Annotated in this window: 15 protein-coding genes; 10 read left to right on the plus strand and 5 right to left on the minus strand. The window is 72.2% G+C overall.

The window, feature by feature from the left end; translation table 11 throughout:
* The coding region (locus AB4Y76_RS01740; RefSeq protein ID WP_441921773.1) for a beta strand repeat-containing protein at positions 1 to 3,232 on the minus strand (3,232 nt) is incomplete at its 3' end.
* An 86-nt stretch (positions 3,233 to 3,318) separates the two neighbouring features.
* Positions 3,319 to 7,191 (minus strand): Ig-like domain repeat protein, encoded by a 3,873-nt coding sequence (locus AB4Y76_RS01745; RefSeq protein ID WP_441921774.1) that lies wholly within the window; start codon positions 7,189 to 7,191, stop codon positions 3,319 to 3,321.
* A gap of 384 nt (positions 7,192 to 7,575) precedes the next feature.
* Between AB4Y76_RS01745 and AB4Y76_RS01750 the strand changes: the two genes are divergently transcribed.
* Both AB4Y76_RS01750 and AB4Y76_RS01755 read left to right on the plus strand, forming a co-directional pair.
* The gene (locus AB4Y76_RS01750; RefSeq protein ID WP_441921775.1) at positions 7,576 to 8,151 is read left to right on the plus strand and encodes a TetR/AcrR family transcriptional regulator; all 576 of its coding nucleotides are present in this window, start codon (positions 7,576 to 7,578) and stop codon (positions 8,149 to 8,151) included.
* 16 nt (positions 8,152 to 8,167) lie between these two features.
* The gene (locus AB4Y76_RS01755; protein WP_441921776.1) at positions 8,168 to 9,841 is read left to right on the plus strand and encodes an MFS transporter; all 1,674 of its coding nucleotides are present in this window, start codon (positions 8,168 to 8,170) and stop codon (positions 9,839 to 9,841) included.
* 54 nt (positions 9,842 to 9,895) lie between these two features.
* On the opposite strand, the gene AB4Y76_RS01760 is transcribed toward AB4Y76_RS01755, so the two are convergent.
* Positions 9,896 to 10,882 carry a methionine synthase gene (locus tag AB4Y76_RS01760; protein WP_441921777.1) on the minus strand — a complete coding sequence of 329 codons (987 nt, stop codon included), beginning with the start codon at positions 10,880 to 10,882 and terminating at the stop codon, positions 9,896 to 9,898.
* A 56-nt stretch (positions 10,883 to 10,938) separates the two neighbouring features.
* Between AB4Y76_RS01760 and AB4Y76_RS01765 the strand changes: the two genes are divergently transcribed.
* From AB4Y76_RS01765 to AB4Y76_RS01800, 8 genes are all read left to right on the plus strand, one after another.
* The gene (locus tag AB4Y76_RS01765) at positions 10,939 to 12,489 is read left to right on the plus strand and encodes a molybdopterin-dependent oxidoreductase (RefSeq protein ID WP_441921778.1); all 1,551 of its coding nucleotides are present in this window, start codon (positions 10,939 to 10,941) and stop codon (positions 12,487 to 12,489) included.
* Positions 12,490 to 12,585: 96 nt separating this feature from the next.
* Entirely contained in the window at positions 12,586 to 13,227 is a 642-nt protein-coding gene (locus AB4Y76_RS01770; RefSeq protein ID WP_441921779.1) for a fasciclin domain-containing protein, read from the plus strand.
* A gap of 40 nt (positions 13,228 to 13,267) precedes the next feature.
* Positions 13,268 to 13,867, plus strand: coding sequence for an ECF RNA polymerase sigma factor SigK (gene sigK / locus AB4Y76_RS01775; protein ID WP_441921780.1), 600 nt, complete (start codon positions 13,268 to 13,270; stop codon positions 13,865 to 13,867).
* Complete coding sequence (locus AB4Y76_RS01780; RefSeq protein WP_441921781.1) at positions 13,864 to 14,661, plus strand: anti-sigma factor; 798 nt, start codon at positions 13,864 to 13,866, stop codon at positions 14,659 to 14,661. The genes sigK and AB4Y76_RS01780 overlap by 4 nt, the downstream gene beginning before the upstream one ends.
* Positions 14,658 to 16,688, plus strand: coding sequence for an FAD-dependent oxidoreductase (locus tag AB4Y76_RS01785; protein WP_441921782.1), 2,031 nt, complete (start codon positions 14,658 to 14,660; stop codon positions 16,686 to 16,688). The genes AB4Y76_RS01780 and AB4Y76_RS01785 overlap by 4 nt, the downstream gene beginning before the upstream one ends.
* Entirely contained in the window at positions 16,685 to 17,986 is a 1,302-nt protein-coding gene (locus AB4Y76_RS01790; RefSeq protein ID WP_441921783.1) for a class I SAM-dependent methyltransferase, read from the plus strand. The genes AB4Y76_RS01785 and AB4Y76_RS01790 overlap by 4 nt, the downstream gene beginning before the upstream one ends.
* Positions 17,987 to 17,991: 5 nt before the next feature.
* Entirely contained in the window at positions 17,992 to 19,302 is a 1,311-nt protein-coding gene (locus AB4Y76_RS01795) for a class I SAM-dependent methyltransferase (RefSeq protein WP_441921784.1), read from the plus strand.
* Positions 19,299 to 20,060: a DUF1295 domain-containing protein gene (locus tag AB4Y76_RS01800; protein ID WP_441921785.1), complete on the plus strand. Its 762-nt coding sequence runs from the start codon at positions 19,299 to 19,301 to the stop codon at positions 20,058 to 20,060. Before AB4Y76_RS01795 ends, AB4Y76_RS01800 begins: the two co-directional genes overlap by 4 nt.
* 127 nt (positions 20,061 to 20,187) lie before the next feature.
* On the opposite strand, the gene mnmA is transcribed toward AB4Y76_RS01800, so the two are convergent.
* Together mnmA and AB4Y76_RS01810 are read right to left on the minus strand one after the other, a co-directional pair.
* Positions 20,188 to 21,285, minus strand: a complete 1,098-nt coding sequence (gene mnmA, locus AB4Y76_RS01805) for a tRNA 2-thiouridine(34) synthase MnmA (RefSeq protein WP_441921786.1) — start codon at positions 21,283 to 21,285, stop codon at positions 20,188 to 20,190.
* Complete coding sequence (locus AB4Y76_RS01810) at positions 21,282 to 22,478, minus strand: cysteine desulfurase family protein (protein ID WP_441921787.1); 1,197 nt, start codon at positions 22,476 to 22,478, stop codon at positions 21,282 to 21,284. The genes mnmA and AB4Y76_RS01810 overlap by 4 nt, the downstream gene beginning before the upstream one ends.
* Positions 22,479 to 22,501 lie beyond the last annotated feature (23 nt).

Here is a 22,501-nt window from a genome sequence, read left to right on the forward strand (position 1 = left end):
TGCCGTCGGCTCCGGTGATGCCGTCGGCTCCGGTGACCGCGGTGCAGAGCACGTAGGCCGGCCGGGTGGCCGTCGGCTTGTTGGTGAAGGTGATCGTCCGGCCCGCCAGCGGCGCACCCGAGGCGTCGACCAGCTTGGCCCGCACGTACCCGTTCTTCGCCGGGATCCCCTCGCCGGCGACGTAGGACGGCWGACCCGGCAGGATCTTCGTCGCCTGCTGGCTCACGTTCTGGGTGAACGAGGCCGAGGTGCTGTTCGCGAACACCGTGTCACCGGAGTAGACCGCGGTGATCGCGTGCGCCCCACCGGTCAGGCCCGACACSGTCGCGGTGGCCACCTGCTCGCCACCGACCGTGCTGATCGTGCCGGTACCCAGGACGGTCGAGCCCTCCTTGAAGGTGACCGAACCGGTCGGCTCACCCTGGGCCGGAAGGGACTCCGACACCGTCGCCTTCAGCGTCACCGGGCTCCCGAAGGTGACCGGGTTGGCCGAGGACGAGACCCCGGTCACCGTGGGCACCCGACCCACCGACACCGAGGTCTGACCCTCGGCGCCGGCGAAGTTGAAGTTGCCCACGTACTCGGCCCGGACGGTGTGCCCGTTCGGGGTCAGCGTGCTGGACACGAACTCGGCCGTGGCCGTGTTGCCCGAGGACGCCGGGGTCAAGCTGTTCGAGCCGAGCAGGACGTCGCCCTCCCAGAACCGGACCACGCCCGACGGCTTGCCGGTCGCCGGGGCGACCGCGCTCACCGTCGCGGTGAACGTCACCGGAGCGTTGTAGGCCGGCGTGGCGGCGTCCGTCGACAGCGACAGCGAGGTCGCGGCCTGGTTGACCGTCTGACCCATGCCCTGGTCGAGCAGGCCCGAGCTGCCGGCGAACCGGGTCTCGCCGCTGTAGACGGCCTTGACCTTGTACGTGCCCGGCGTCAGCCCGATGAACGAGGTGCTCGTGGCCGACCCGTCGACCAGCGTGCGCGCGCCCCCGACCGGGAGGCCGTTGACCGTGAACTGGACGGTGCCGGTCGGGACCCCGGCACCCGGGGCGACCGGGGCCACCACCGCGGTGAACGTCGCTCCCTGACCCGTGAGGGCCGGGTTGTTCGACGAGGTCACCACCGTGGTGGTCTGCGCCTTCTTCACCGTCTGCGCCGCCGACCCGTTGCTGGTCTGGAAGCTGCCGTCGCCGCTGTACGTCGCGGTGATGGCGTGCTGGCCGACCGCCAGGTCGTCGGTGGTGAAGGTGGCCTGGTACGCCGAGCTCAGCGGCACCGTCGCCAGCACGGTGGAGCCGTCGGTGAAGACGACCTCGCCGGTCGGGGCGCCTGCGCCCGGGGCCAGGACCGACACCGCGGCGGTGAAGGTGACCGGCTGGCCGAACACCGAGGTCGGGACGTTGCTGGACAGCACCGTCTTGGTGGCGGCCTTGTTGACGACCTGGGTGTCGCTGTCGGAGCTGGTGGTGAAGTTCAGGTCACCCGACAGGTACGTCGCGACGACCGAGTGCGAACCCACCGACAGCGAGCTGATCGAGGCCGTCGCCGCGCCGCCGACCGTGTCGACGTACAGGTCCTGGCCGCCGTTGTTGACGCCGCCGTCGATCCGGAACCGGATCGTGCCCTCCGGGCCACCGGTCGCCGGAGCGTCCGGGATGACCTCGGCGTGCAGGGTCACGGCCTGACCGAACACCGACGGGTTCGGCGAGGTGGTCAGGGCCGTCGTGGTGTGCGCCGGCGCGATGGCCTGGGTCAGCGACTTGTTGGAGCCGCCGAACCGCGAGTCGCCGAGGTAGTTCGCGGCGATCTGGTGGCTGTACACCTTCAGGTTGGTCACCGGCGAGGTGGCCTGGCCACCGACCAGGTTCACCGGGGCGCCGAGCGCGTCGCCGTCGACCGTGAACTGCACCTGACCGGTCGGGGTGCCGGCGCCCGGGGCGACCGGAGCCACCACGGCGGTGTAGGTCAGCGGCTGGCCGGAGACCGCGGCCGGGTCCGAGCTGGTCAGCGCCAGGCTCGTGTTCGCCTTGTTCACGCCGTGGGTCAGCGGCGCCGACGAGCTGGTGTTGAAGTCGGCGCTGCCGTTGTAGACGGCGACGACGTCGTGGTTGCCCGGCTGCAGGTTGCTGACCGTCAGCGACGCGGTGTCACCCGACAGCGCGACGGCCGTGCCGAAGGGCTGACCGTCGACGTTGAACTGCACGCCCCCGGTCGGGTTGCCCGCGCCCGGCGCCTGCGCCGCCACCTGGGCCGTGAAGGTCACGGCCTGACCGCTGACCGTGCCGCCGTTGGGCGACCGGGTCAGCGTGGTGAGGACGTCGGCCTTGCCGACGACCTGCGTCCTGCTCGCCGAGGTCTGGCCGGAGATGTTGGAGTCACCGGAGTAGACCGCCACGACGGTGTGGCTGCCCGTGCTCAGGCTGTCGGTCGGCTGCGAGGTCACGGTGCCGCTGCCCACGTCGACCGGAGACCCGAAGTCCTGGCCGTCGACCTTGAACTGGACGGTTCCGGTCGGCGTGGAGCTGCCGGTCACCGCGGCCACGGTCGCCGTGAAGCTGGTCGGCTGACCGTGCACCACCGGCCCCGGCTGCGCCAGCGTGGCGGTCGACGCGTTCTTCTGCACGTCGAACGGCACGTTGATCGTCTTCGCCGCCCAGAACGAGGTGCCGGCGTACGTGACGCTCAGGGTGGCACCGGAGCGCGGCGGGCCGGCGATCGGCAGGTTCACCGAGATCTGGCCCTGCGCGTTGCTGGTGCCGGTCACCGAACCACCGCCGGTCAGCGCCACGCTCAGCGTGAACCCGGACAGCGGCGCGTTGGCGTTGTTCGGGTCGGTGAGCGTGAAGGAGAGCGGCACGGTGGTGTTCTGCGGCGCCGACGTCGGGCCGGTGTAGGTGAACGCCACCGTGTTCTGGATGGTGATGTTGGCCGTGTTCGTCACGGTGTTGTTGCCGCAGAACAGCGTGCCCGTCCGGTTGCGGATGTCCGTCTGCACCTTGTACGCGCCGTTCGGCAGCGTGTGGGTGTCGACGGTGTACAGCGCCGCACCGGTACCGGACTTCGTCTGGTTGAAGACCGCGGTGTTGGCCGAGTTGAACAGCCGGACCTGCGTCTGCGGGGCCGAGCCCGAGATGCACGCGGAACCGTCGGTCGCTCCGGTCTCGTTCATCGTGAGGATGCCGCCCACCGTGGCCCCGTTGCTCGGGGTCGTGATGGTCGCACCTGCCGGGGCAGCCACGAGGGCGAGCCCCAGGGCCGTGGCGGTAGCCGCTGACGCGGCGATCAATCTACGCACGTTGATTCCTTTTCTCCGGGTAGCGCCGGTCACTTGATCGTGCTTCCGGTGTCGGACGAGCCCAGGTAGTTCGCGCTGCCCGCGTAGGTGGCCTTGTAGCCGCCGGCGAGGGTGAGGGCGAGGAGCTGGGGCAGGGCGTTGCAACCGGCGACACCGGCGCTGTCGGTCGTGCTGGTGCAGACCGTGGTGGTGCCGATGGTGAACACGACCGGCTGACCGGCCAGCGGACCGGCCGGGGTGGTGAGCCTGGCCTGCAGCCAGCCCAGGTTCAGCCCCAGGCCACCGGTCAGCTTGACCAGTGCTGCGTCGGCCTTGAGGGTGGTCGCCTGCTTGGCCACCGTCACCGTCGTCGGCGCCGAGGTGCTGCCGGCGAACGCGGTGGCACCCGAGTACACCGCCTTGACGGTGTGCGTGCCGGCACCGAACGCCGTGGTGAACGACGCCTTCGCGGTGCTACCCACCGCCGCGGCCGGGACCGTCGCGAGCGTGGTGCCGCCCTCGACGAACGCGATCGTGCCGGTCGGGGCACCCAGCGCGTTGGACGCCGGGGTCACCGTCGCCGTGAACGTCACCGAGCCGCCGTACGTGGTCGACGCGCTCGACGCGGTCAGCGCCGTGCTGGTCGCCATCAGGCCGACCTGCTGGGTGAGCGTCGCCGACCCCGGGACGAAGTGCCGGTCACCGGAGTAGACGGCCGTGACCGCGTGGTCACCCGGGGTGAGGGTGGCGACCGACGGGCTGGTGGCCTCGCCGGCGCCGTTCACCGCCACGGCACCGCCGACCGGGGAGCCGTCGACCCGGAACTGGACGAAGCCGCCCGGGGTCCCGGTGCCGTCGCTGGCCGGGCTGACGGTCGCGTGGAACGTGACCGCCTGGCCCTGGTCGCTGTGCGCGTCCGACGAGGTCAGTGCGACCGTCGCGGAGGCCGCGTGCACCTCCTGGGTGAGCACGTCTCCGCTCAGGGCGTAGCCGCCGACCGGGACGTAGGCCGCGATCACGGAGTGGTCGCCCGGCTCCGGGGAGCCGAAGGTCGCGCTCTCGGCGTTGCCGTCGGCGTCGAGCTCGACCGGAGCGCCCATCTCGGCGCCGTCGACGGAGAACTGCACCGCACCGGTCGGGGCGCTGCCGTCCTCGGCCACGACGTGCGCGGTGAACCCGATGAGCTCGCCGAAGGTCGACGGGTTCTTCGAGGAGGCCACCGTGGTGGTGGTCGCCACCACCGAGGTCGCCTGGATCACCTTCTGCTCGACGGCGTCGGAACCGCTGGCGATGAAGTCCACGTCCCCGCCGTAGGACGCCGTGACGTCGTACGTGCCGGGCGCGAGCGTGTCGATCTGCAGGGTCGCCTGGTTGGTGCCGTCGACCTGCTCGAGGGCGGCCGCACCGATGCTGGTGCCGTTGGCGAAGAACTGCACGTTGCCGGTCGGCGAGCCGGAGCCCGGAGCCTCGGCGGCCACGGTCGCGGTGATCGTCACCGTCTGGTCCTCGACCTGGGGCGAGGGACCGCTGATGACCGAGGTGGTGGTGTCCGCCCGGGTGACGAGCTGGCTCTTGGAGGCCGAGCCCGACTTGTAGCGGTTGCTGCCCGGGTAGCTCACGGCCAGGGTGTGGTTGCCCGCACCGAGGTGGGTGAGCGCCGGGAAGGTGGCCACCCCGCCGGTCAGGTCGACCGGGTCGCCGAAGGCGGCGCCGTCGACGAGCAGCTGCACCGCACCGGCCGGCACGCCGACGCTCGGGCTCTGGGCCGCGACGGTGGCGGTCACGTTGACCGACTCACCGCTCACCGACACCTGCGGCGACCGGGTCAGCGTGACGTCCACGTCCGCCTTGGCGACGTGCACCAGGGACGGCGCCGACGCGCTGACGGAGTAGTGCTCGTCACCGGAGTAGGTGGCCACGATGCTGCGGTCGCCGAAGTCCAGGTCACCGGTCTCCAGCGAGGCGTTGCCGCTGGCGTCCAGCCCGACCTCGCCGAGCACGGTGCTGCCGTCGGTGAAGACGACCGAGCCGGTCAGCGGGTCGCTGCCCGCGTCGTGCCCGACGTGCGCCGACAGGGTCACCGGCTGGCCGGCGACCGCGGTGGCGTCCGAGGTGGTCAGCGTGGTGGTGCTGGCCGACCGCGGGGCGCGGATGCGGAACTGCGTGGCACCCGTGCTGCCGACGTACACGGTGCCGGAGGGTGCGTAGGTGGCGCTCACGTTGTGGAACCCGAGATCACCCGTGACGTAGGCGGCGCTGGTCGCGGTGCCGTTCGAGAGCGCGACCGGCGCACCGAAGTTGGCGCCGTCGACCTGGAACTGGACCGTGCCCGGCAGGTTCACCGCGGCGTCCGGGGTGACGGTGGCGACGAACGTGACCGGCTCGTTGGCGTCCTGGGTGCCCGGGTTCGCCACGACACCGGTCGTGGTGAGCACCTGGTCCACCGCGAAGGGCGCGCTGGCCGAAGCCGCGTCGATGGTGGAACCACCCGCGAACGAGGCCGTGATCGTCGCCGTCCGCTTGCCACCGGTGACCGGGAGCGTCGCCGTGGCGACGCCCTGCGCGTTCGTGGTGGCGTCGACGGACGCGCCGCCGGACAGGCTGAACGTGACCGTCCTGCCGGCTGCCAGGCCCGAGCTCGCGGGGACCGCGAGCTGCGCCGACACCGTGACCGACGAGCCGGAGTCACCAGCGGTGGCACCGGTGTAGGCGATCGAGGAGCACGTGTTCGGGGCGACCACGACCGTGGTGGCGCCGATGGCGCCCGGGGTGCTGAGGAAGACGCCCCAGCTGGCGCGCGCCGGCTGGGCGCCGGTCTTGTTCAGGTTGTCGCTGGCGACTCCGGTCGGCAGCGAGACGGAGAAGGATCCGCCGGCGCCGGTGGTCGCCGTCGCGGTCGCACCCTGGCCCGCAGCGATCTGCGACTGGTCCAGGCGCGCGGTCACGGTGACCCCGGCTCCTGCGCCGGCCACGGTGCCGCTGAGCGCGACGTTGTTGGCGCAGCTGTAGACGGCGGGGGCGGAGATCGCGTTGCCGGACGGCAGCACCGCCGAGGTCAGCGTGCTGGTCCGGGTGTAGACCGGGCCCTCGTTCAGCGGCTGGCGCCAGATGAACTTGGCCTCGTTGCCGTACTGCGGGGACCAGTAGGACTCGCGGTAGAGGCCGTTGGCGTCGCCCTGGACGATCTTCTTGACCGGGAGGTTCGCGTTGCCCGCGGCGTTGACCGTCGTGCTGGTCACGTTCACCGGGCTGTTGCTGAACGTGCGCGGCCCGCCGCTGTTCGCCGAGTTGTACGGCGTGCTGGCCGAGCCGACGACCGGCGCGGTGTAGGAGTAGCCGCCGTTGTAGGCCATCCCGGCGCTGGCGGTCCAGCCGTCACCGGCGTTGAGCGGGAAGTCGAACATCTTCCAGCCGGTGCCGGTGGGCGTGTAGGTCATGTCGATGCTGATGTCGACGCTGACCGTGATGCCCGCGTTGGCGGTCGCGGTCATGTCCATGTGCTGGTAGTCCTGCAGCAGCGCGAGGTCGGAGACGCGGACGTACCGGGTACCGGTGATGCCCTGCGTGCCGGACTTGTTCTTGCAGCCCGAGACGGTCGCGGAGCTGCCGCCGTTCACGGCGGGGCCGGAGCAGCCGTCGATCGAGCCGGTGACGTTGAGCTTGTAGGCGTCCTGGCCCAGGAACGTCTGCCGGCCGACCACCTCGTAGCTGATCGTCTCGTTGACGTTCATGTTGGTGCCGTTGGGGTCGTAGTCGTTCATGACGTCGGTGTAGGTCCACTTGGACCCGGTCTGCCAGACGGGCACGTTGTCGCCGGACGCCGTCGACTGCGCCGCGGTCGCGGCGGGTACGCCGGCGACCACGGTCAGGACGGATCCGGCGACCAGCGCCAGGACGGTGGCGACCGAGAGACGCGCCCCCACGCGTCCTCCTGCCGCCGTTCGATGTGTGCTGCCTACGCGCATTACCAAGCCCCTCGTGGGTGAGCAGTGACGTGTGACGGCGGACACACATGTGCCCGCGCGGGGCGATGTCTAGCAGTCGAAAACCGGCGGTCACCACAAAGGAACTGAAACTTGTCCGCGGCTAGGTAATCGCGGTTACGCAAGCCGAAACGGGCATTCTCGGACCATGTGGACGGCGGCTGAGCGGCGATAGAACTCGTTCTCGTTTTCCGGGCCCGTAAAAGAAAGTTGCGACTGGTCCACGACCGGTCTAGTCTCTCGATGGAACGAAACCGTTCCGTTTCATCGCAGGAAAGGGGGGCCCACATCGTGATGACGAGCCTCACCAGGAACCGCCCTCGCGTGGAGGGCCAGCGCGAGGACGAGATCCTCGACGCCTGCGTCGAGCTGATCACCGAGGTCGGCTACGACCGGCTCACCATGGACGCGGTCGCCAAGCGCGCCCGCGCCAGCAAGGCCACGCTGTACCGCCGCTGGGAGACCAAGGCCAGCCTCGTCGTCGAGGCGCTCGTCCGGGCCAAGTCCTCCCCGCACATCGGCGACCACGACACCGGCACCCTCCGCTCCGACCTGCTCTCGACGTTCTGCGGGCACGACGGGCTCAACAAGGCCGGCACCGTGGTGATGGGCTCCGTGCTCACCGCCGTGGCCACCGACCCGGAGTTCGCCACCCTGTTCCGGGAGAAGTTCGTCGCCCCCAAGATCGCCGTCACCCAGGCGATCTACCAGCGCGCGCGGGAACGCGGCGAGATCGGCGCCGACGTCGACCTCGAGGTCATCGGACCCGCACTCGCCGGGATCCTGCTGCACCGCAGCTTCGTCCTCGGCATCCCTCCCGACGACGCGACCATCGAACGCGTCGTCGACCACGTGATCCTCCCGGCCGTCCAGCACCCCTCGTGCGACCGGGACCAGTAAAGGCAAGGAAGACCTCATGACCGACACCTCCGCAACCCAGGCGGACACCACCGGGACCGACCCGCAGTCCCAGAACGGTGGGCACACCCACCTCGGATGGGCGCTCGTGCTCATCTGCGTCGCCCAGCTCATGGTGGTGCTGGACAGCACCATCGCGAACATCGCGCTGCCGTTCATCGGCAAGGACCTCGACATCTCGGCCGGCAGCCTGCAGTGGGTCGTCACCGGCTACGCCCTCGCCTTCGGCGGTCTGCTGCTCCTCGGCGGCCGGCTCGGCGACCTCTACGGCCGACGCCGGATCTTCATGACCGGTGTCACGATCTTCGCCATCGCCAGCGGCCTCGGCGGCCTCGCCCAGAACGAGCTGATGCTGCTGGGCTCCCGGGGCCTCCAGGGCCTCGGCGCCGCGCTGGCCTCCCCCACCGCGCTCGCGCTGATCACCACCAACTTCCCGGCCGGCCCGCGCCGCACCCGCGCCTTCTCGGTGTACGCCGCCATGTCCGGCATCGGTGCCGCGATCGGCCTGCTCCTCGGCGGCTGGCTCACCGGCCTGACCCCGACGCTGTTCGGTGTCGACATCGACGGCTGGCGGCTCACCTTCCTCATCAACGTCCCGATCGGCCTGGCGGCGGCGTACTTCGCGCCGAAGCTCCTCGCCGAGTCCGAGTCACACCCCGGCGAGCTCGACCTGCCCGGCGCGATCACCGGCACCTTCGGCCTGATCTCCCTGGTCTACGGCATCAGCCGCGCCGGCCAGCAGCAGTACGGCTGGAGCGACCCGGGCACGATCATCTTCCTCGCCCTCGGCCTCGGCCTCCTCGCGCTCTTCATCACCGTCGAGCGCCGGGTGGAGCACCCGCTGCTCCCGTTGCGGATCCTCACCAACCGGACCCGCGCGACCGCGTTCGTCACGATGATGATCGTTCCCGCGGCGATGTTCTCGATGTTCTTCTTCCTCTCGCTGTTCGTCCAGAACGTGATGGGCTACACCCCGCTGCAGGCCGGCCTCGCCTTCCTGCCGTTCCCGTTCGCGATGGTGATCGGCGCGACGATCGCGTCCAAGCTGATGGCCAGGCTGGACCCGCGCTTCCTCGCCGGGACCGGCACGTTCCTGGCCGGTGTCGCGCTGTTCAACTTCAGCCGCATCAACGTCGACGACTCGCCCGTCAACCTGCTCCGGCAGATCGGCGCGCAGGCCAAGGACCCGACCACCACCGTCTACCTCGGCGACACCGTGAACTACTGGACCGCGATCTTCCCGTTCATCGCCCTGATGGCGTTCGGCATGGCGCTGACCTTCATCCCGATGACGCTCTCGGCCGTCCACGGCGTCGACCAGCGCGACTCCGGCATCGGCTCCGGCGTGCTCAACACCATGCAGCAGGTCGGTGGTGCGCTCGGCCTCGCGACCCTGTCGACGATCGCGGTGCACTTCACCAACGACAAGTTCGCCGACCTCGGTGCGGCGATCGCGAAGGTCGGCGGCGGCGCCGTGCCGGAGAACGTCAAGGAGGCCTCCGGCCACATCCTCGGGCAGGCCGCGTTCACGACCGGCGGCACGATGGCCTTCCTGGTCGGCGCCTTCATGATCTGGACGGCCTCGCTGATCGTGTGGATCTTCCTCAACGTGTCCCACGAGGAGCTCGCGACCGACGGCGCCGACGCCCCCGAGGGCGTGCACGTGGGCTGAGATCCTCCAGCCCTGGTTGACGAAACCGGTCTCGAGACAGGCCTTCGGCCTTCCTCAACCACCGGAGAGCGCGGAGGCGCTGGTTCTCACGAGAGCCAGCGCCTCCCGTGCGTATCCGGGGGTCGCGCCGGCCAGACCGCAGGCCGGGGTGAGGACCAGCCGCGGCGCGACCTCCTCGGGGTCGAAGCCCAGCATGTCCAGCAGCCGCAGCACCTTCTCCACGACCTGGCGGTCGGCTCCGCGGCGTACCGGGTCGACGGAGTCGACGACGCCGAGCAGCACCCGCTCCCCCGCGTCCAGCGCCGTGCCGAGCTCGTCGTACGACGCCGCCGCGAGCACCGCGAGGTCGAGCGAGACCGCCTGCGCGCCGGCCCCGCGCAGCAGGCCGATCGGGACGTCCGCGGCACAGCAGTGCGCGACCGGGACGGCACCGGACGCCAGCACCGCGTCGAACACCCAGCCCAGCGCCTCGGAGGCGCGCGGGAGGTCCACCGAGCGGTGCCGGCCGAAGCCGGACGCGGTCGGGACCTGGGCCGCCAGGACGGCCGGGAGCGCGGGCTCGTCCACCTGGACCAGCAGTCGTGCCCCGGGCACCCGGCGCTTCACGTCGGCGAGGTGCACGCGCAGCCCCTCGGCCAGCGCCTGGGCGAGCTCGCGCCGGGCCCCGAAGTCGGCGAGCAGCCGGTCGCCGCGTGGGCGTTCGACGGTCGCGGCGAGCGTCCACGGCCCGGCGACCTGGACCTTGAGCTCGCCCTCGTAGCCCTGGGTCTGCTCCTCGAGCACGTCCAGGTCCTGGGCCAGCAGCGAACGCGCGCGCCGGTGGTCGATCCCCGGCGCGTCGGTCAGCCGCCATCCCGCGGGCTGCAGGTCGAAGCCGAGCTCCGCGACCACGGCGAGCGTGCGCCCGGTCATCGCGGCGACCGCCCCGCGGGCCGGCAGCTCCGGCAGGTACGGCAGGTCCGGCAGCTCGCCGAGCACCGTCCTGAGCGCCTCGGCGAAGTCCTCGCCCGGCATCGAACCCACCCCGGTCGCGACAGTCACCCCGTGACCTTACGGCCCGGTCCCATCCGTCCGGCCCCCGGCACCGAATCCCTGCTGTGCCCCGACTCCCGCGTCCCACCGTCCTCGGTGCTGCCCACGCCTTCGCCGGCGTCCTGGCCGCCTCTCTCGGGATGGCCGCGGCGCACCTGACCGCCGCCCTGACCGACCCGCAGTCCTCCCCCGTGCTCGCGGTCGGCAGCACCGTCATCGACGCCACGCCGACCCCGGTCAAGGAGTGGGCGGTCCGCAACTTCGGCACCGCCGACAAGACCATCCTGATCGGCAACGTGCTGGTGGTGACGCTGCTGCTGGCGGCCCTCTCCGGCGTCGTCGCCGCCCGCCGGCTCTCCGTCGGGGTGGCGATCCAGGTCGGGCTGGTGGCGCTCGCCGCCACCGCCGCGCTGCGCCGGCCGGACGCGGCGCTGAGCGACGTGCGGCCCGCCCTGGTCGCCGCGGTGGTCGGTCCGCTCACCCTGATGTTCCTGGTCCGGTCGCTGCGTCGCGCGGGAGGACAACCCGACGCAGCGGCTCCCTCGAGCGGCGGGCCCGGCAGCTCGCGCCGAGGGTTCCTGATCGGCTCCGGCCTCGCGCTCCTCGGCGCGGCGGCGGCGGCCGGAGCCGGTCAGTGGATCGTGCGGGCCCGCGCCCGCATCTCCGACATCGTCCTGCCGACCGCCGCGGCCCCCCTGCCCCCGCTCCCGGCGGGGCTGGAGGAGCAGCACCCCGGGATCTCCCCGTTCCGGACGCCCAACCGGGACTTCTACCGCGTCGACACCAAGCTCGCCGTCCCGCTCGTCGACCAGAACTCGTGGCGGCTGCACGTCGACGGGATGGTCGACCGCGAGCTCTCCTTCACCTACGACGAGCTGATGGCGATGGCCGTCGAGGAGCACGACATCACCCTGACCTGCGTCTCGAACACCGTCGGCGGCAAGCTCGTCGGCGCCGCCCGCTGGCTCGGCCTCCCGGTGAAGGTCCTGCTCGACCGCGCCGGGGTGTCCCCGGACGCGGACCAGGTGCTGTCCACCGACGTCGAGGGCTTCCGGATCAGCACGCCGATCCAGGCGCTCACCGACGGCCGGCCGGCCCTGGTCGCGATCGGGATGAACGGCCAGGCCCTGCCCCGCGCGCACGGCTTCCCGGCCCGGCTGGTGACCCCCGGGCTCTACGGCTTCGTCGGCGCCACCAAGTGGCTCGAGCGGCTCACCGTCACGACGTACGACGCGGAGCGGGCGTACTGGACGAAGCGCGGCTGGGCGACCGACGCCCCGATCAAGATCTCCAGCCGGATCGACACCCCGCGACCGCTGGCCGACCTGAAGGCGGGACGGACCGCGATCGGCGGCGTCGCCTGGGCGCAGCACCGCGGGATCTCCGGTGTCGAGGTGCGTATCGACGGCGGCCCGTGGCAGCCCGCGACCCTCGGCCCGGACGCCGGCGTCGACTACTGGCGGCAGTGGTACCTCGCCTGGGACGCGAAGCCGGGTGCGCACATGATCGCGGTCCGCGCGACCGGCCTCGACGGGACCGTGCAGACCCCGGTCCGCGCCAACTCGTTCCCGGACGGCTCCAGCGGCGTCCAGGAGATCGCCGTCACGGTCTCCTGAGAAAAAAGCTCGTGGCGGCCCCATCCGCCCGGGCCGTGGCTCCGAATCACTCCCGACAGAGCACCACCGCCCGAAGCACATCGGAAGGCCTCCTCCATGAACTCGCACCTGATCCGCCGCACCGGCGCCCTCGCCACGGTCGCCGCCGTCCTCGCCCTCGGCCTGAGCGCCTGCGGCAGCGACGACACCGACACCAAGTCGGCCGCCGACCCGACCCCCTCGACCGCCGCCGACGCGATGACCAACGCCGGCGCCGACACCTTCGGCGCGGGCTGCAAGCTGATCCCGGCCGACGGCAAGGGCTCGTTCAACGGCATGGCGACCGACCCGGTCGCCACCGCGGCGAGCAACAACCCGCTGCTGAAGACCCTCGTCTCGGCCGTCGGTGTCGCCGGTCTCGGCGACACCCTGAACTCCGCCGACGCGATCACCGTCTTCGCCCCGACCGACGACGCGTTCGCCAAGATCCCGAAGGCCACCCTGGACAAGGTCCTGGCCGACAAGCCGACCCTGACCAAGATCCTGACCCACCACGTGGTCGCAGGGAAGCTGTCGCCGGAGCAGGTCGCCGGCACGCACAAGACCCTCGCCGGGGACACGATCACCGTCACCGGCGACGCCATGGACGGGGTCAAGGTCGACAATGCCGGCGGTCCTGCCACCGTGCTCTGCGGCAACATCCCGACCGCGAACGCGACCGTCTACGTCGTCGACTCTGTCCTGATGCCGGCGTCCTGACCCAGACTGGTCACGACGTACACAGAGAAGGACCTGAACCGTGTCGCACCTCAGCCCCGTTCCCTCCGGCGCCCCGGCGTCGGGGGGAACGGGCACGAGCACCCTCGCCGACCTGCTCCGGCAGGCCGCCCGAGGCGATGAGAGCGCCTTCGCCCGGCTCTACGACGAGACCTCGGCGCGGGTCTTCGGACTGGTGCTGCGGGTCGTCCGTGACCGGGCCCAGGCAGAAGAGGTCACCCAGGAGGTCTACCTCCAGGTCTGGCGCACCGCGAGCCGGTACGACGAGACCAAGGGCAGTGCCCTCTCCTGGCTGATGACCCTCGCCCACCGCCGGGCCGTGGACCGGGTCCGCGCCGCGGAGGCCGTCAGCCGCCAGGACACCGCGTACCACCGCGGTAGCCACCAGGTCGACCACGACGCCACCGCCGAGGCGGTGGAGGCGTCGATGGAGGCCAGGAGGGTCAGGTCCGCGCTCGCGGAGCTGACCGTCGTCCAGCGCGAGGCGCTGGAGCTCGCCTACTTCGGGGGGTACACCCACACCGAGGTCGCCACCCTGCTCGACCTACCGGTCGGCACAGCCAAGACCCGCATCCGCGATGGACTCATCCGGCTGCGTGACGCGATGGGAGTTGGGTCGTGAACACATCCGGGACCCCTCACGAGATCCACGCCCTCTCCGGCGCCTACGCGGTCGACGCGCTCGACGCCGACGAGCGGGAGCGCTTCGAGGAGCACCTCGCCGCGTGTGCCGAGTGCCGCGCCGAGGTGGCCAGCCTGACCGAGGCCGCCACCCTGCTCGGTGAGCTCGCCACCGCGACGCCCGCACCGGCGCTCCGCGACCGGGTGCTCGCCGACATCAAGACCGTCCGGCCGCTGCCCCCGCTCGGCCAGACCGACGGGCCCACCGACGGGCCCACCGACGGGCCCACCGACCGGCCCACCGACGGGCCCACCGACGAGCTCGCCGCCCGGCGGCGCCCGCGCTGGACGCGGGTCCTGGCGGCCGCTGCCGCCGTGGCCGTGATCGCCGGCGGTGGCGCCGTGGTGCTGCAGCAGGTCAACGGCTCCGACAGCTCGGAGACGCTGAGCGCCGCGGACCGGATCGTCCGTGCCGCGGACGCGAAGCGGGTCGTGCTGGACCTGCCGAACGGAGGCCGGGCGACGGTCTACCGCTCGGTCTCCCAGGGCAAGGCCGCGCTCGTCACCCGCGACATGCCCCCGGCACCCAGCGGCAGCGTGTACCAGCTCTGGCTCCAGAAGGACGGCGTGATGGTGCCGGCCGGTCTGATGCCGCGGGCGGCCGACCAGGCCGTCGTGCTCGACGGCAACGCCGACGACGCCACGGCTGTCGGCATCACGGTCGAACCGGCCGGAGGCTCCGAGCACCCGACCACCGCCCCGGTCGCGGTGTTCGCCTTCGAGCAACCGGCATGAGCCCGCGCCCCCGGAACGTCGCTGTGATCGGCAGCGGCGTGGCTGGCCTGACGGCCGCCTACGTGATCTCGGCCGACGCCGAGGTGACCCTGTTCGAGGCCGACGGCCGCCTCGGCGGGCACGCGGACACGCACACCGTGCCGACGCCCGCGGGACCGGTCGCGATCGACACCGGGTTCATCGTGCACAACGAGAAGACCTACCCGACGCTGCTGCGGCTCTTCGCCGAGCTCGACGTCCCGACGCAGCCCTCGGACATGTCGATGTCGGTCCGCTCCGACCAGGCCCACGGCGGCCGAGGGCTGGAGTGGGCGGGAGCGCTCGGGCCCGCCGGGCTGTTCCCGACCTGGCGCAACGCCGCGCGGCCGGCGTACCTGCGGATGCTGCTGGAGATCCCCCGCTTCCACCGCCGCGCGCGGCGGCTGCTGGCGACCTCGGAGGCCGAGGGCGACCAGACCCTGGCGGAGTTCCTGGCCGCCGGACGCTTCACGGCGTACTTCCGGGAGCACTTCATGGCGCCGCTGGTCGCCTGCGTCTGGTCCTGCGACCCGGCGATCGCGCTGGAGTACCCGGCCCGCTACCTGTTCTCGTTCCTGGAGCACCACGGCATGCTCGGCGTCTTCGGGTCGCCGCAGTGGCGGACCGTCACCGGCGGCTCCCAGGTGTACGTCGACCGCGTCGCCGGGACCCTCCGTGCCCGCGGCGGCACCGTGCTCCTCGACACCAAGGTCACCTCGCTCGCCGAGACGGCCGACGGCGTCGAGATCACCGACGGCAACGGGGTGGTGCACCGTTTCGACGCCGTCGTCGTCGCCACGCACCCGGACCAGGCGCTCGGGATCCTCGCCGAGCCGACCGACCTGCAGCGCGAGCTGCTCACCGCGATGCCGTACTCGCAGAACACCGCCCAGCTGCACACCGACAGCACGGTGATGCCGCGCCACCGGCGGGCCTGGGCGTCCTGGAACCAGTGGGACCGTCCCGGGGAGCGGGCGGTCACCGTCACCTACGACATGACCCGGCTGATGCGGCTGCCGGTCGCCGAGGACGGCACCCGGTACTTCGTCACCCTGGGCGCCGCCGACCTCGTCGACCCGGACCAGGTGATCGCGCACCGCGACTACGCCCACCCGATCTACAACCCGACCTCGGTCGCGGCCCAGCGCCGGCTGCCGGAGATCGACTCCGGGCGGCTCGTCTTCGCCGGCGCCTGGCACGGCTGGGGCTTCCACGAGGACGGGGCCTGGTCGGGGGCCCGGGCGGCCGAGCGGCTCGGCTTCTCCTGGCCGACCGCTCCGGACCGTGCCCGTCGCGACGACGACGTGACCACGCCGCGGATCTACGACAGCGTCGTCCGGCACACCCGGCGGACCCCGCTCAAGCACCGGTTCCGGAACCGCACGCACCTGTGGCTCGTCGACCTCGACGCGCTCCCCGACCACGGGGTGCTGGCGCGCTTCGAGGCCCGCGACCACCTGGGAGACCCGGCCCGTCCGATCCGCGAGAACGTCGAGGCGTTCCTGGCCGGTGAAGGCATCCGCGTCACCGGTGGCCGGATCCTGATGGCCGCCAACGCCCGGGCCCTGGGCTACTGCTTCAACCCGATCAGCGTGTTCTGGTGCTTCGACGCCGCCGGCGACCTCGCCGCCACCGTCGTGGAGGTGCACAACACCTACGGCGACCGGCACGCCTACCTGGTCCACCCCGACGAGGCCGGCCGGGCGCGGGTCGCCAAGCAGATGTACGTCTCGCCGTTCCACGGCGTCGACGGACACTACGAGCTCGTCGTCCCCGTCCCCGGCGACGACCTCACGATCTGCGTCCGCCTGATCACCGCCGCCGGCGAGGTGTTCGACGCCTCGCTGCGGGGTACCGCGAGCGCGTCCGGCCCGCTCCGGTCCGCCCCGGCGGCAATCCGGGGGGCCGTCCTGATCCGAATGCACGGTGTCTGGCTCTGGGCCCGCAGGTTGCGGGTCCGACCCCGCCCGCCGCACGCGCAGCCCGAGATCCAAGAAGGTGTCCGATGACCTCCACGCTCGTCACTCCGGTCCAGGACCGGTGGGCCGACATCAGCCCGCTGCGCAACGGCCCGAAGGCGGCCGTCTCGGCCGCGATCGCCCGGCGGATCTTCCTCCGGGTCACCGACCGCCTCGGCATCACGGTCTCCCTGGACGGGTCGCCCGCGGACCTGGTGATCCACCGTCCCGCCGAGTTCTTCAACCGGCTCGGGAACGACGGGCTGATCGGTTTCGGCGAGTCCTACATGACCGGGGCCTGGGACGCCGAGGACCTCGGCGCGACGCTGTCCGTGCTGTGCGCGGAGATCGGCGAGCTCGTCCCGGCCTGGATGCAGAAGCTGCGGGCGGCGTACGTCGCCCGGCCGCCGCGGCACCACACCGGCAGCGAGCAGAACACCCGCCGCAACATCGCGCACCACTACGACCTGTCGAACGACCTGTTCGCGACCTTCCTCGACCCGACGCTGAGCTACTCCTCGGCGATGTTCGACACCGACTCGGTGACCGACGGCCACCGCGTCACCCTGGCGCCGCCGGCCCCCGGCTCCGACCTCGAGGCCGCCCAGGGCCGCAAGATCGAGAGCATCCTGGACGCCGCCGGGGTCCGGGCCGGCAGCCGGGTCCTCGAGATCGGCACCGGCTGGGGCGAGCTCGCGATCCGGGCGGCGCGCCGAGGCGCGACCGTCCGCTCGGTGACGCTCTCCAGCGAGCAGCAGGCCCTGGCCCGTGCCCGGTTCGCCGACGCGGTCGCCGCCGAGGGGCTGCGTGCCGACCTCGTCCAGGTGGACCTGCTCGACTACCGGGCCGTCGAGGGGACCTACGACGCCGTCGTCTCGGTCGAGATGATCGAGGCGGTCGGCCGCGAGTACCTGCCGAGCTACTTCGGCGTCATCGACCGGGTCCTCGCGCCCGGCGGGACGGTCGCCCTCCAGGCGATCACGATGCCGCACCACCGGATGCTCGCGACCCGGCGGACGTGGACCTGGATCCACAAGTACATCTTCCCCGGCGGTTTCCTCCCCTCGACCGAGCAGCTGGACCAGGTCACCCGCGAGCACACCGCGCTGCGGCTGGCCGGACGGACGACTTTCGGCAGCCACTACGCCGAGACGCTGCGGCAGTGGGACGAGGCGTTCACGGCGGCGCACGACCGGGTCCTGGCGCTGGGCTTCGACGAGACCTTCCTGCGGATGTGGCACTTCTACCTGGAGTACTCCCGGGCCGGCTTCGCCTCGGGCTACATCGACGTCCAGCAGCTCACGTTCACGCGCGACTCCCTGGCCCTCGAGCCTGGCGAGATGGCGTGACGGACATGACCACCGCAACCTCTACCACCACCCCCGCCACCGGCGCCGCCCAGGAGATCGAGCGCGTCCTGCGTCCCTTCGCCGGCGGCGACCTCCCGGTCCGGCTGCGCGCCTGGGACGGCTCCGAGGCCGGGCCCGAGGACCCCGCGGTGCCGCTGGTCCTGCTGAACTCCCCGCAGGCGATCACCCGCCTGCTCTGGAACCCGGGCGAGCTCGGTGCCGCCCAGGCCTACGTGACCGGCGAGATCGACGTCGCCGGCGATCTCGACACGGCACTGAGCCACGTCTGGTCGGAAGTGTCGGCGCGCGGGCTGACGGGGGTCCGTCCCGGCCCGGCGTCGTTCGCGCGGGCTGCGCGCACGGCACTCCGGCTGGGCGCGCTCCGGGGGCGCCCGCCGGCTCCCGCCTCCCAGGCCCAGGTATCGGGCCGGCTGCACAGCCGGAGGCGGGACCGGCTGGCGATCAGCCACCACTACGACTTCTCCAACGAGTTCTACGCCGCGGTCCTCGACGAGCACATGGCGTACTCCTCGGCGTACTGGACCCGCGAGGACCAGACCCTGGAGGAAGCGCAGGCCGCCAAGCTGGACCTGGTCTGCCGCAAGGTCGGCCTGGCCCCGGGGAAGACCTTCCTCGACGTCGGCTGCGGCTGGGGCTCGCTCTCCCTGTACGCCGCCGAGCACTTCGGCGCCCGGGTCCTCGGCGTCACCATCGCCGAGGAGCAGAAGCGCTTCATCGACGACCGGATCGCCGAGCGCGGACTGCGGGACCGGGTCGAGATCCGGCTCTGCGACTACCGCGACGTCGCCTCGGCCGCCCCGGAGCCGTTCGACGCGGTCGCCTCGATCGAGATGGGCGAGCACGTCGGCCAGGCCAACTACCCGACGTACGTCGAGGTGCTGCACGACGCCGTCCGGCCGGGCGGCCGGGTGCTCGTCCAGCAGATGTCCCGCGCCGGCACCGGCGGAGGCGACCACCCCGGCGGGGGCCCGTTCATCGAGTCCTTCATCGCCCCCGACATGACGATGCGCCCCGTCGGCGAGACCGTCGACTTCCTGGAGGCCGGCGGCCTGGAGGTGCGCGACGTGCACGCCCTGCGCGAGCACTACGTGCGCACCGTGGACGCGTGGGTCGAGCGCTTCGAGGCCGCGGTCCCGCGGCTGCGCACGCTGGTCCCGGAGGAGTACCTGCGGGTCTGGCGGCTCTACCTGGTCGGCGGCCGGATGGCCTTCCGGGACGGCAGGATGGGGGTCGACCAGATCCTCGCGGTGCGCCCCGGCGCCCCGCACGACCTCCCGGCGGTGCGTCCCTGGTGACCGACTTCCTCGTCGTCACGGCGGCGGCCGCCGTCGTCTGCGTCCTCGCGATGGCGATCACCGCGTACGCCGCCCGCGTCACCGGCCGGGTCTCGGTCGTCGACGTCACCTGGGGAGTCGCCCTGGCGGCGGTCGCCCTGGTCTGCGCGCTCCTCGGCGAGGCCCCGGCCTGGCGGCGCTGGCTGCTGGTAGCCCTGGTCGCGCTCTGGGGCCTGCGGCTTTCCTGGCACATCCTGCGGCGGTCCTTCGGCCACGGCGAGGACCCGCGCTACACCGAGCTCCTCGGCTCCGGCCGCGGCGGCCCGCTGGTCCGGGTCTGGATCCCGCAGGGCGGCGCCATCTGGCTGGTCTCGATGCCGGTCCAGGTCGCGGCCGTCGCCGGGGACGGGCTCGACGCCGTCGTCGTCCTCGGCGTCGCCCTCTGGCTCCTCGGGGTCGTGTTCGAGTCCGTGGGGGACGCCCAGCTGGCGGCGTACAAGAGGGACCCCGACCGCGGCCCGGTGATGGACCGCGGCCTGTGGCGCTACACCCGGCACCCGAACTACTTCGGCGACGCCTGCGTCTGGTGGGGCATCTTCTTGGTCTGCGCCTCCGCCTGGCCCGGCGTCCTCACGATCCTCTCCCCCGTCGCGATGACCTACTTCCTCGTCTTCGCCACCGGCGCCAAGCTGCTGGAGAAGACGATGATGCAACGCCCCGGCTACCCCGAGTACGCCGCCCGCACCAGCATGTTCTTCCCCCTGCCTCCGAAGAACTGAGCGGAAAGGGGCCGACCCGCCCGCGGCGGCGTTCGGCCTCCAGCCCGATACTTACGCTTCCAGCCCGAAGCATCGGGCTGTCCGGGCGGAATCACCTCTCCCCTTGGGAAACCGACGCCGCTCACCGCTAACGAGCCGTGCCCGCGATCGTCCCGCTGCCGACCACCCGGGTCCCGTCGTACACCACGCACGCCTGGCCGGGGGCGATCCCCGACGCGGGGTCGAGCAGGGTCACCGAGAAGCCGTGCTCGCCGGGGAGCACGACCGCGCGGTGCTCCTCGCCGTGCGCGCGCAGCTGGACGGTGCACTCCAGCGGCGCGGTCGGCTCGGTGCCGCACCAGAGCGGCTTGACGCACTCCAGCCCGGTGACCGCCAGCTCGGCGCGGGTACCCACCGTGACGGTCCCGGTGACGGGCTCGATGTCGAGGACGTAGCGCGGCTTGCCGTCCGCGGCCGGGGTGCCGATCCGCAGGCCCTTGCGCTGGCCGATGGTGAACCGCCACGAGCCCGCGTGGCTGCCCAGCACCTCGCCGCTCCCGGACTCGACGATGTCGCCGCCCCGGTTCACCACGTGGCCGCGCTCGGTGAGCTTCTCGTCGAGCCAGCCGCCGGTGTCGCCGTCGCTGATGAAGCAGATGTCGTGGCTGTCCGGCTTGGCCGCCACCTGCAGGCCGCGGCGCTCCGCCTCGGCCCGGATCTCCGGCTTGGTGGTGTCGCCGAGCGGGAAGAGCGAGTGCGCGAGCTGGTCCTGGGTGAGCACCCCGAGCACGTAGGACTGGTCCTTGGCGCCGTCGACCGCCCGGTGCATCTCGATCAGCCCGTCCGCTCCGGTGCGGAGCTGGGCGTAGTGGCCGGTGACGACCGCGTCGAAGCCGAGCGCCAGCCCGCGCTCCAGTACGGCGGCGAACTTGATCTTCTCGTTGCAGCGCAGGCACGGGTTCGGCGTCCGGCCGTCGGCGTACTCGGCCAGGAAGTCCTCCACGACGTCCTCGTGGAAGCGGTCGGAGAGGTCCCAGACGTAGAAGGGGATCCCGATCACGTCGGCCGCGCGGCGGGCGTCGTTCGAGTCCTCGATCGTGCAGCAGCCGCGCGCGCCGGTTCGGTACGACTGCGGGTTGCGCGACAGCGCCAGGTGGATCCCGGTCACCTCGTGTCCGGCCTCGGCAGCCCGGGCGGCGGCGACGGCCGAGTCCACGCCGCCCGACATCGCGGCCAGGACCCTCACGAGGGCACGGACCTCGAGGTCTGGCCGGCGGCGCGGGCCCGCTCGACGACCGGCCCGATGGCGGCCACCAGCGCCTCCACGTCGTCCGGCGTGGAGGTGTGGCCGAGGGAGAACCGCAGCGAGGCGCGCGCCTGCTCGTCGTCGCAGCCCATCGCCAGCAGGACGTGCGAGGGCTGCGGGACGCCGGCGTTGCAGGCCGACCCGGTCGAGCACTCGATCCCGCGGGCGTCGAGGAGCATCAGCAGCGAGTCGCCCTCGCAGCCGGGGAAGGTCAGGTGGGCGTTGCCGGGGAGGCGGTGCGCGACGTCGGAGACCGGGTCCCCGTTGTACGACGCCTCCGGCACCACGCCGCGCACACCCGCGACCAGCTCGTCGCGCAGGGAGCTCAGCCGGACCGCCAGCTCGGACTGGTGCTTCACGGCCAGCTCGCACGCGGTCGCGAACCCCGCGATCGCGGGCGCGTCGATCGTGCCGGAACGGACGTCGCGCTCCTGGCCGCCGCCGTGCAGGAGCGCGGTCAGCTGGACCTCGCGCCGTACGAGCAGGGCGCCGACGCCGTAGGGGCCACCGATCTTGTGGCCGGTGATCGTCATCGCGTCCACGCCCGAGGCGGCGAAGTCGACCGGCACCTGCCCGATCGCCTGGACCGCGTCGGTGTGCACCGGGATGCCGTACCGGTGCGCGATCTCGACGACCTCGGCGATCGGCTGCACCGTGCCGACCTCGTTGTTGGCCCACATCACCGAGACCAGGGCGACGTCGTCGGGGTTCGTCTCGACGGCGGCCCGGAAGGCCTCGACGTCCAGGCGGCCCAGGCGGTCGACGCCGACGAGCTCGACGCGGGCGTCCTCCTCCTCGGCCAGCCAGTGCAGCGGGTCCAGGACGGCGTGGTGCTCGACGGTGGTGGCGAGGATCCGGGTCCGGGCCGGGTCCGCGGCGCGGCGCGACCAGAACAGGCCCTTGAGCGCGAGGTTGTCCGCCTCGGTCCCGCCGGAGGTGAAGACGACCTCGCCGGGACGGCAGCCCAGGGCCCGCGCGATGGTCTCGCGGGACTCCTCGACGACCCGGCGCGCGGCACGCCCGGAGGCGTGCAGCGAGTTGGCGTTGCCCACGCTGCCGAGCTGCGCGGTCATCGCCGCAGCGGCTTCGGCGAGGATCGGCGTGGTCGCCGCATGGTCGAGGTACACGGTCATGGCGGGTCCAGCCTACTTCCGTG

The organism is Marmoricola sp. RAF53, from assembly GCF_052114005.1.
GTDB lineage: Bacteria > Actinomycetota > Actinomycetes > Propionibacteriales > Nocardioidaceae > Marmoricola.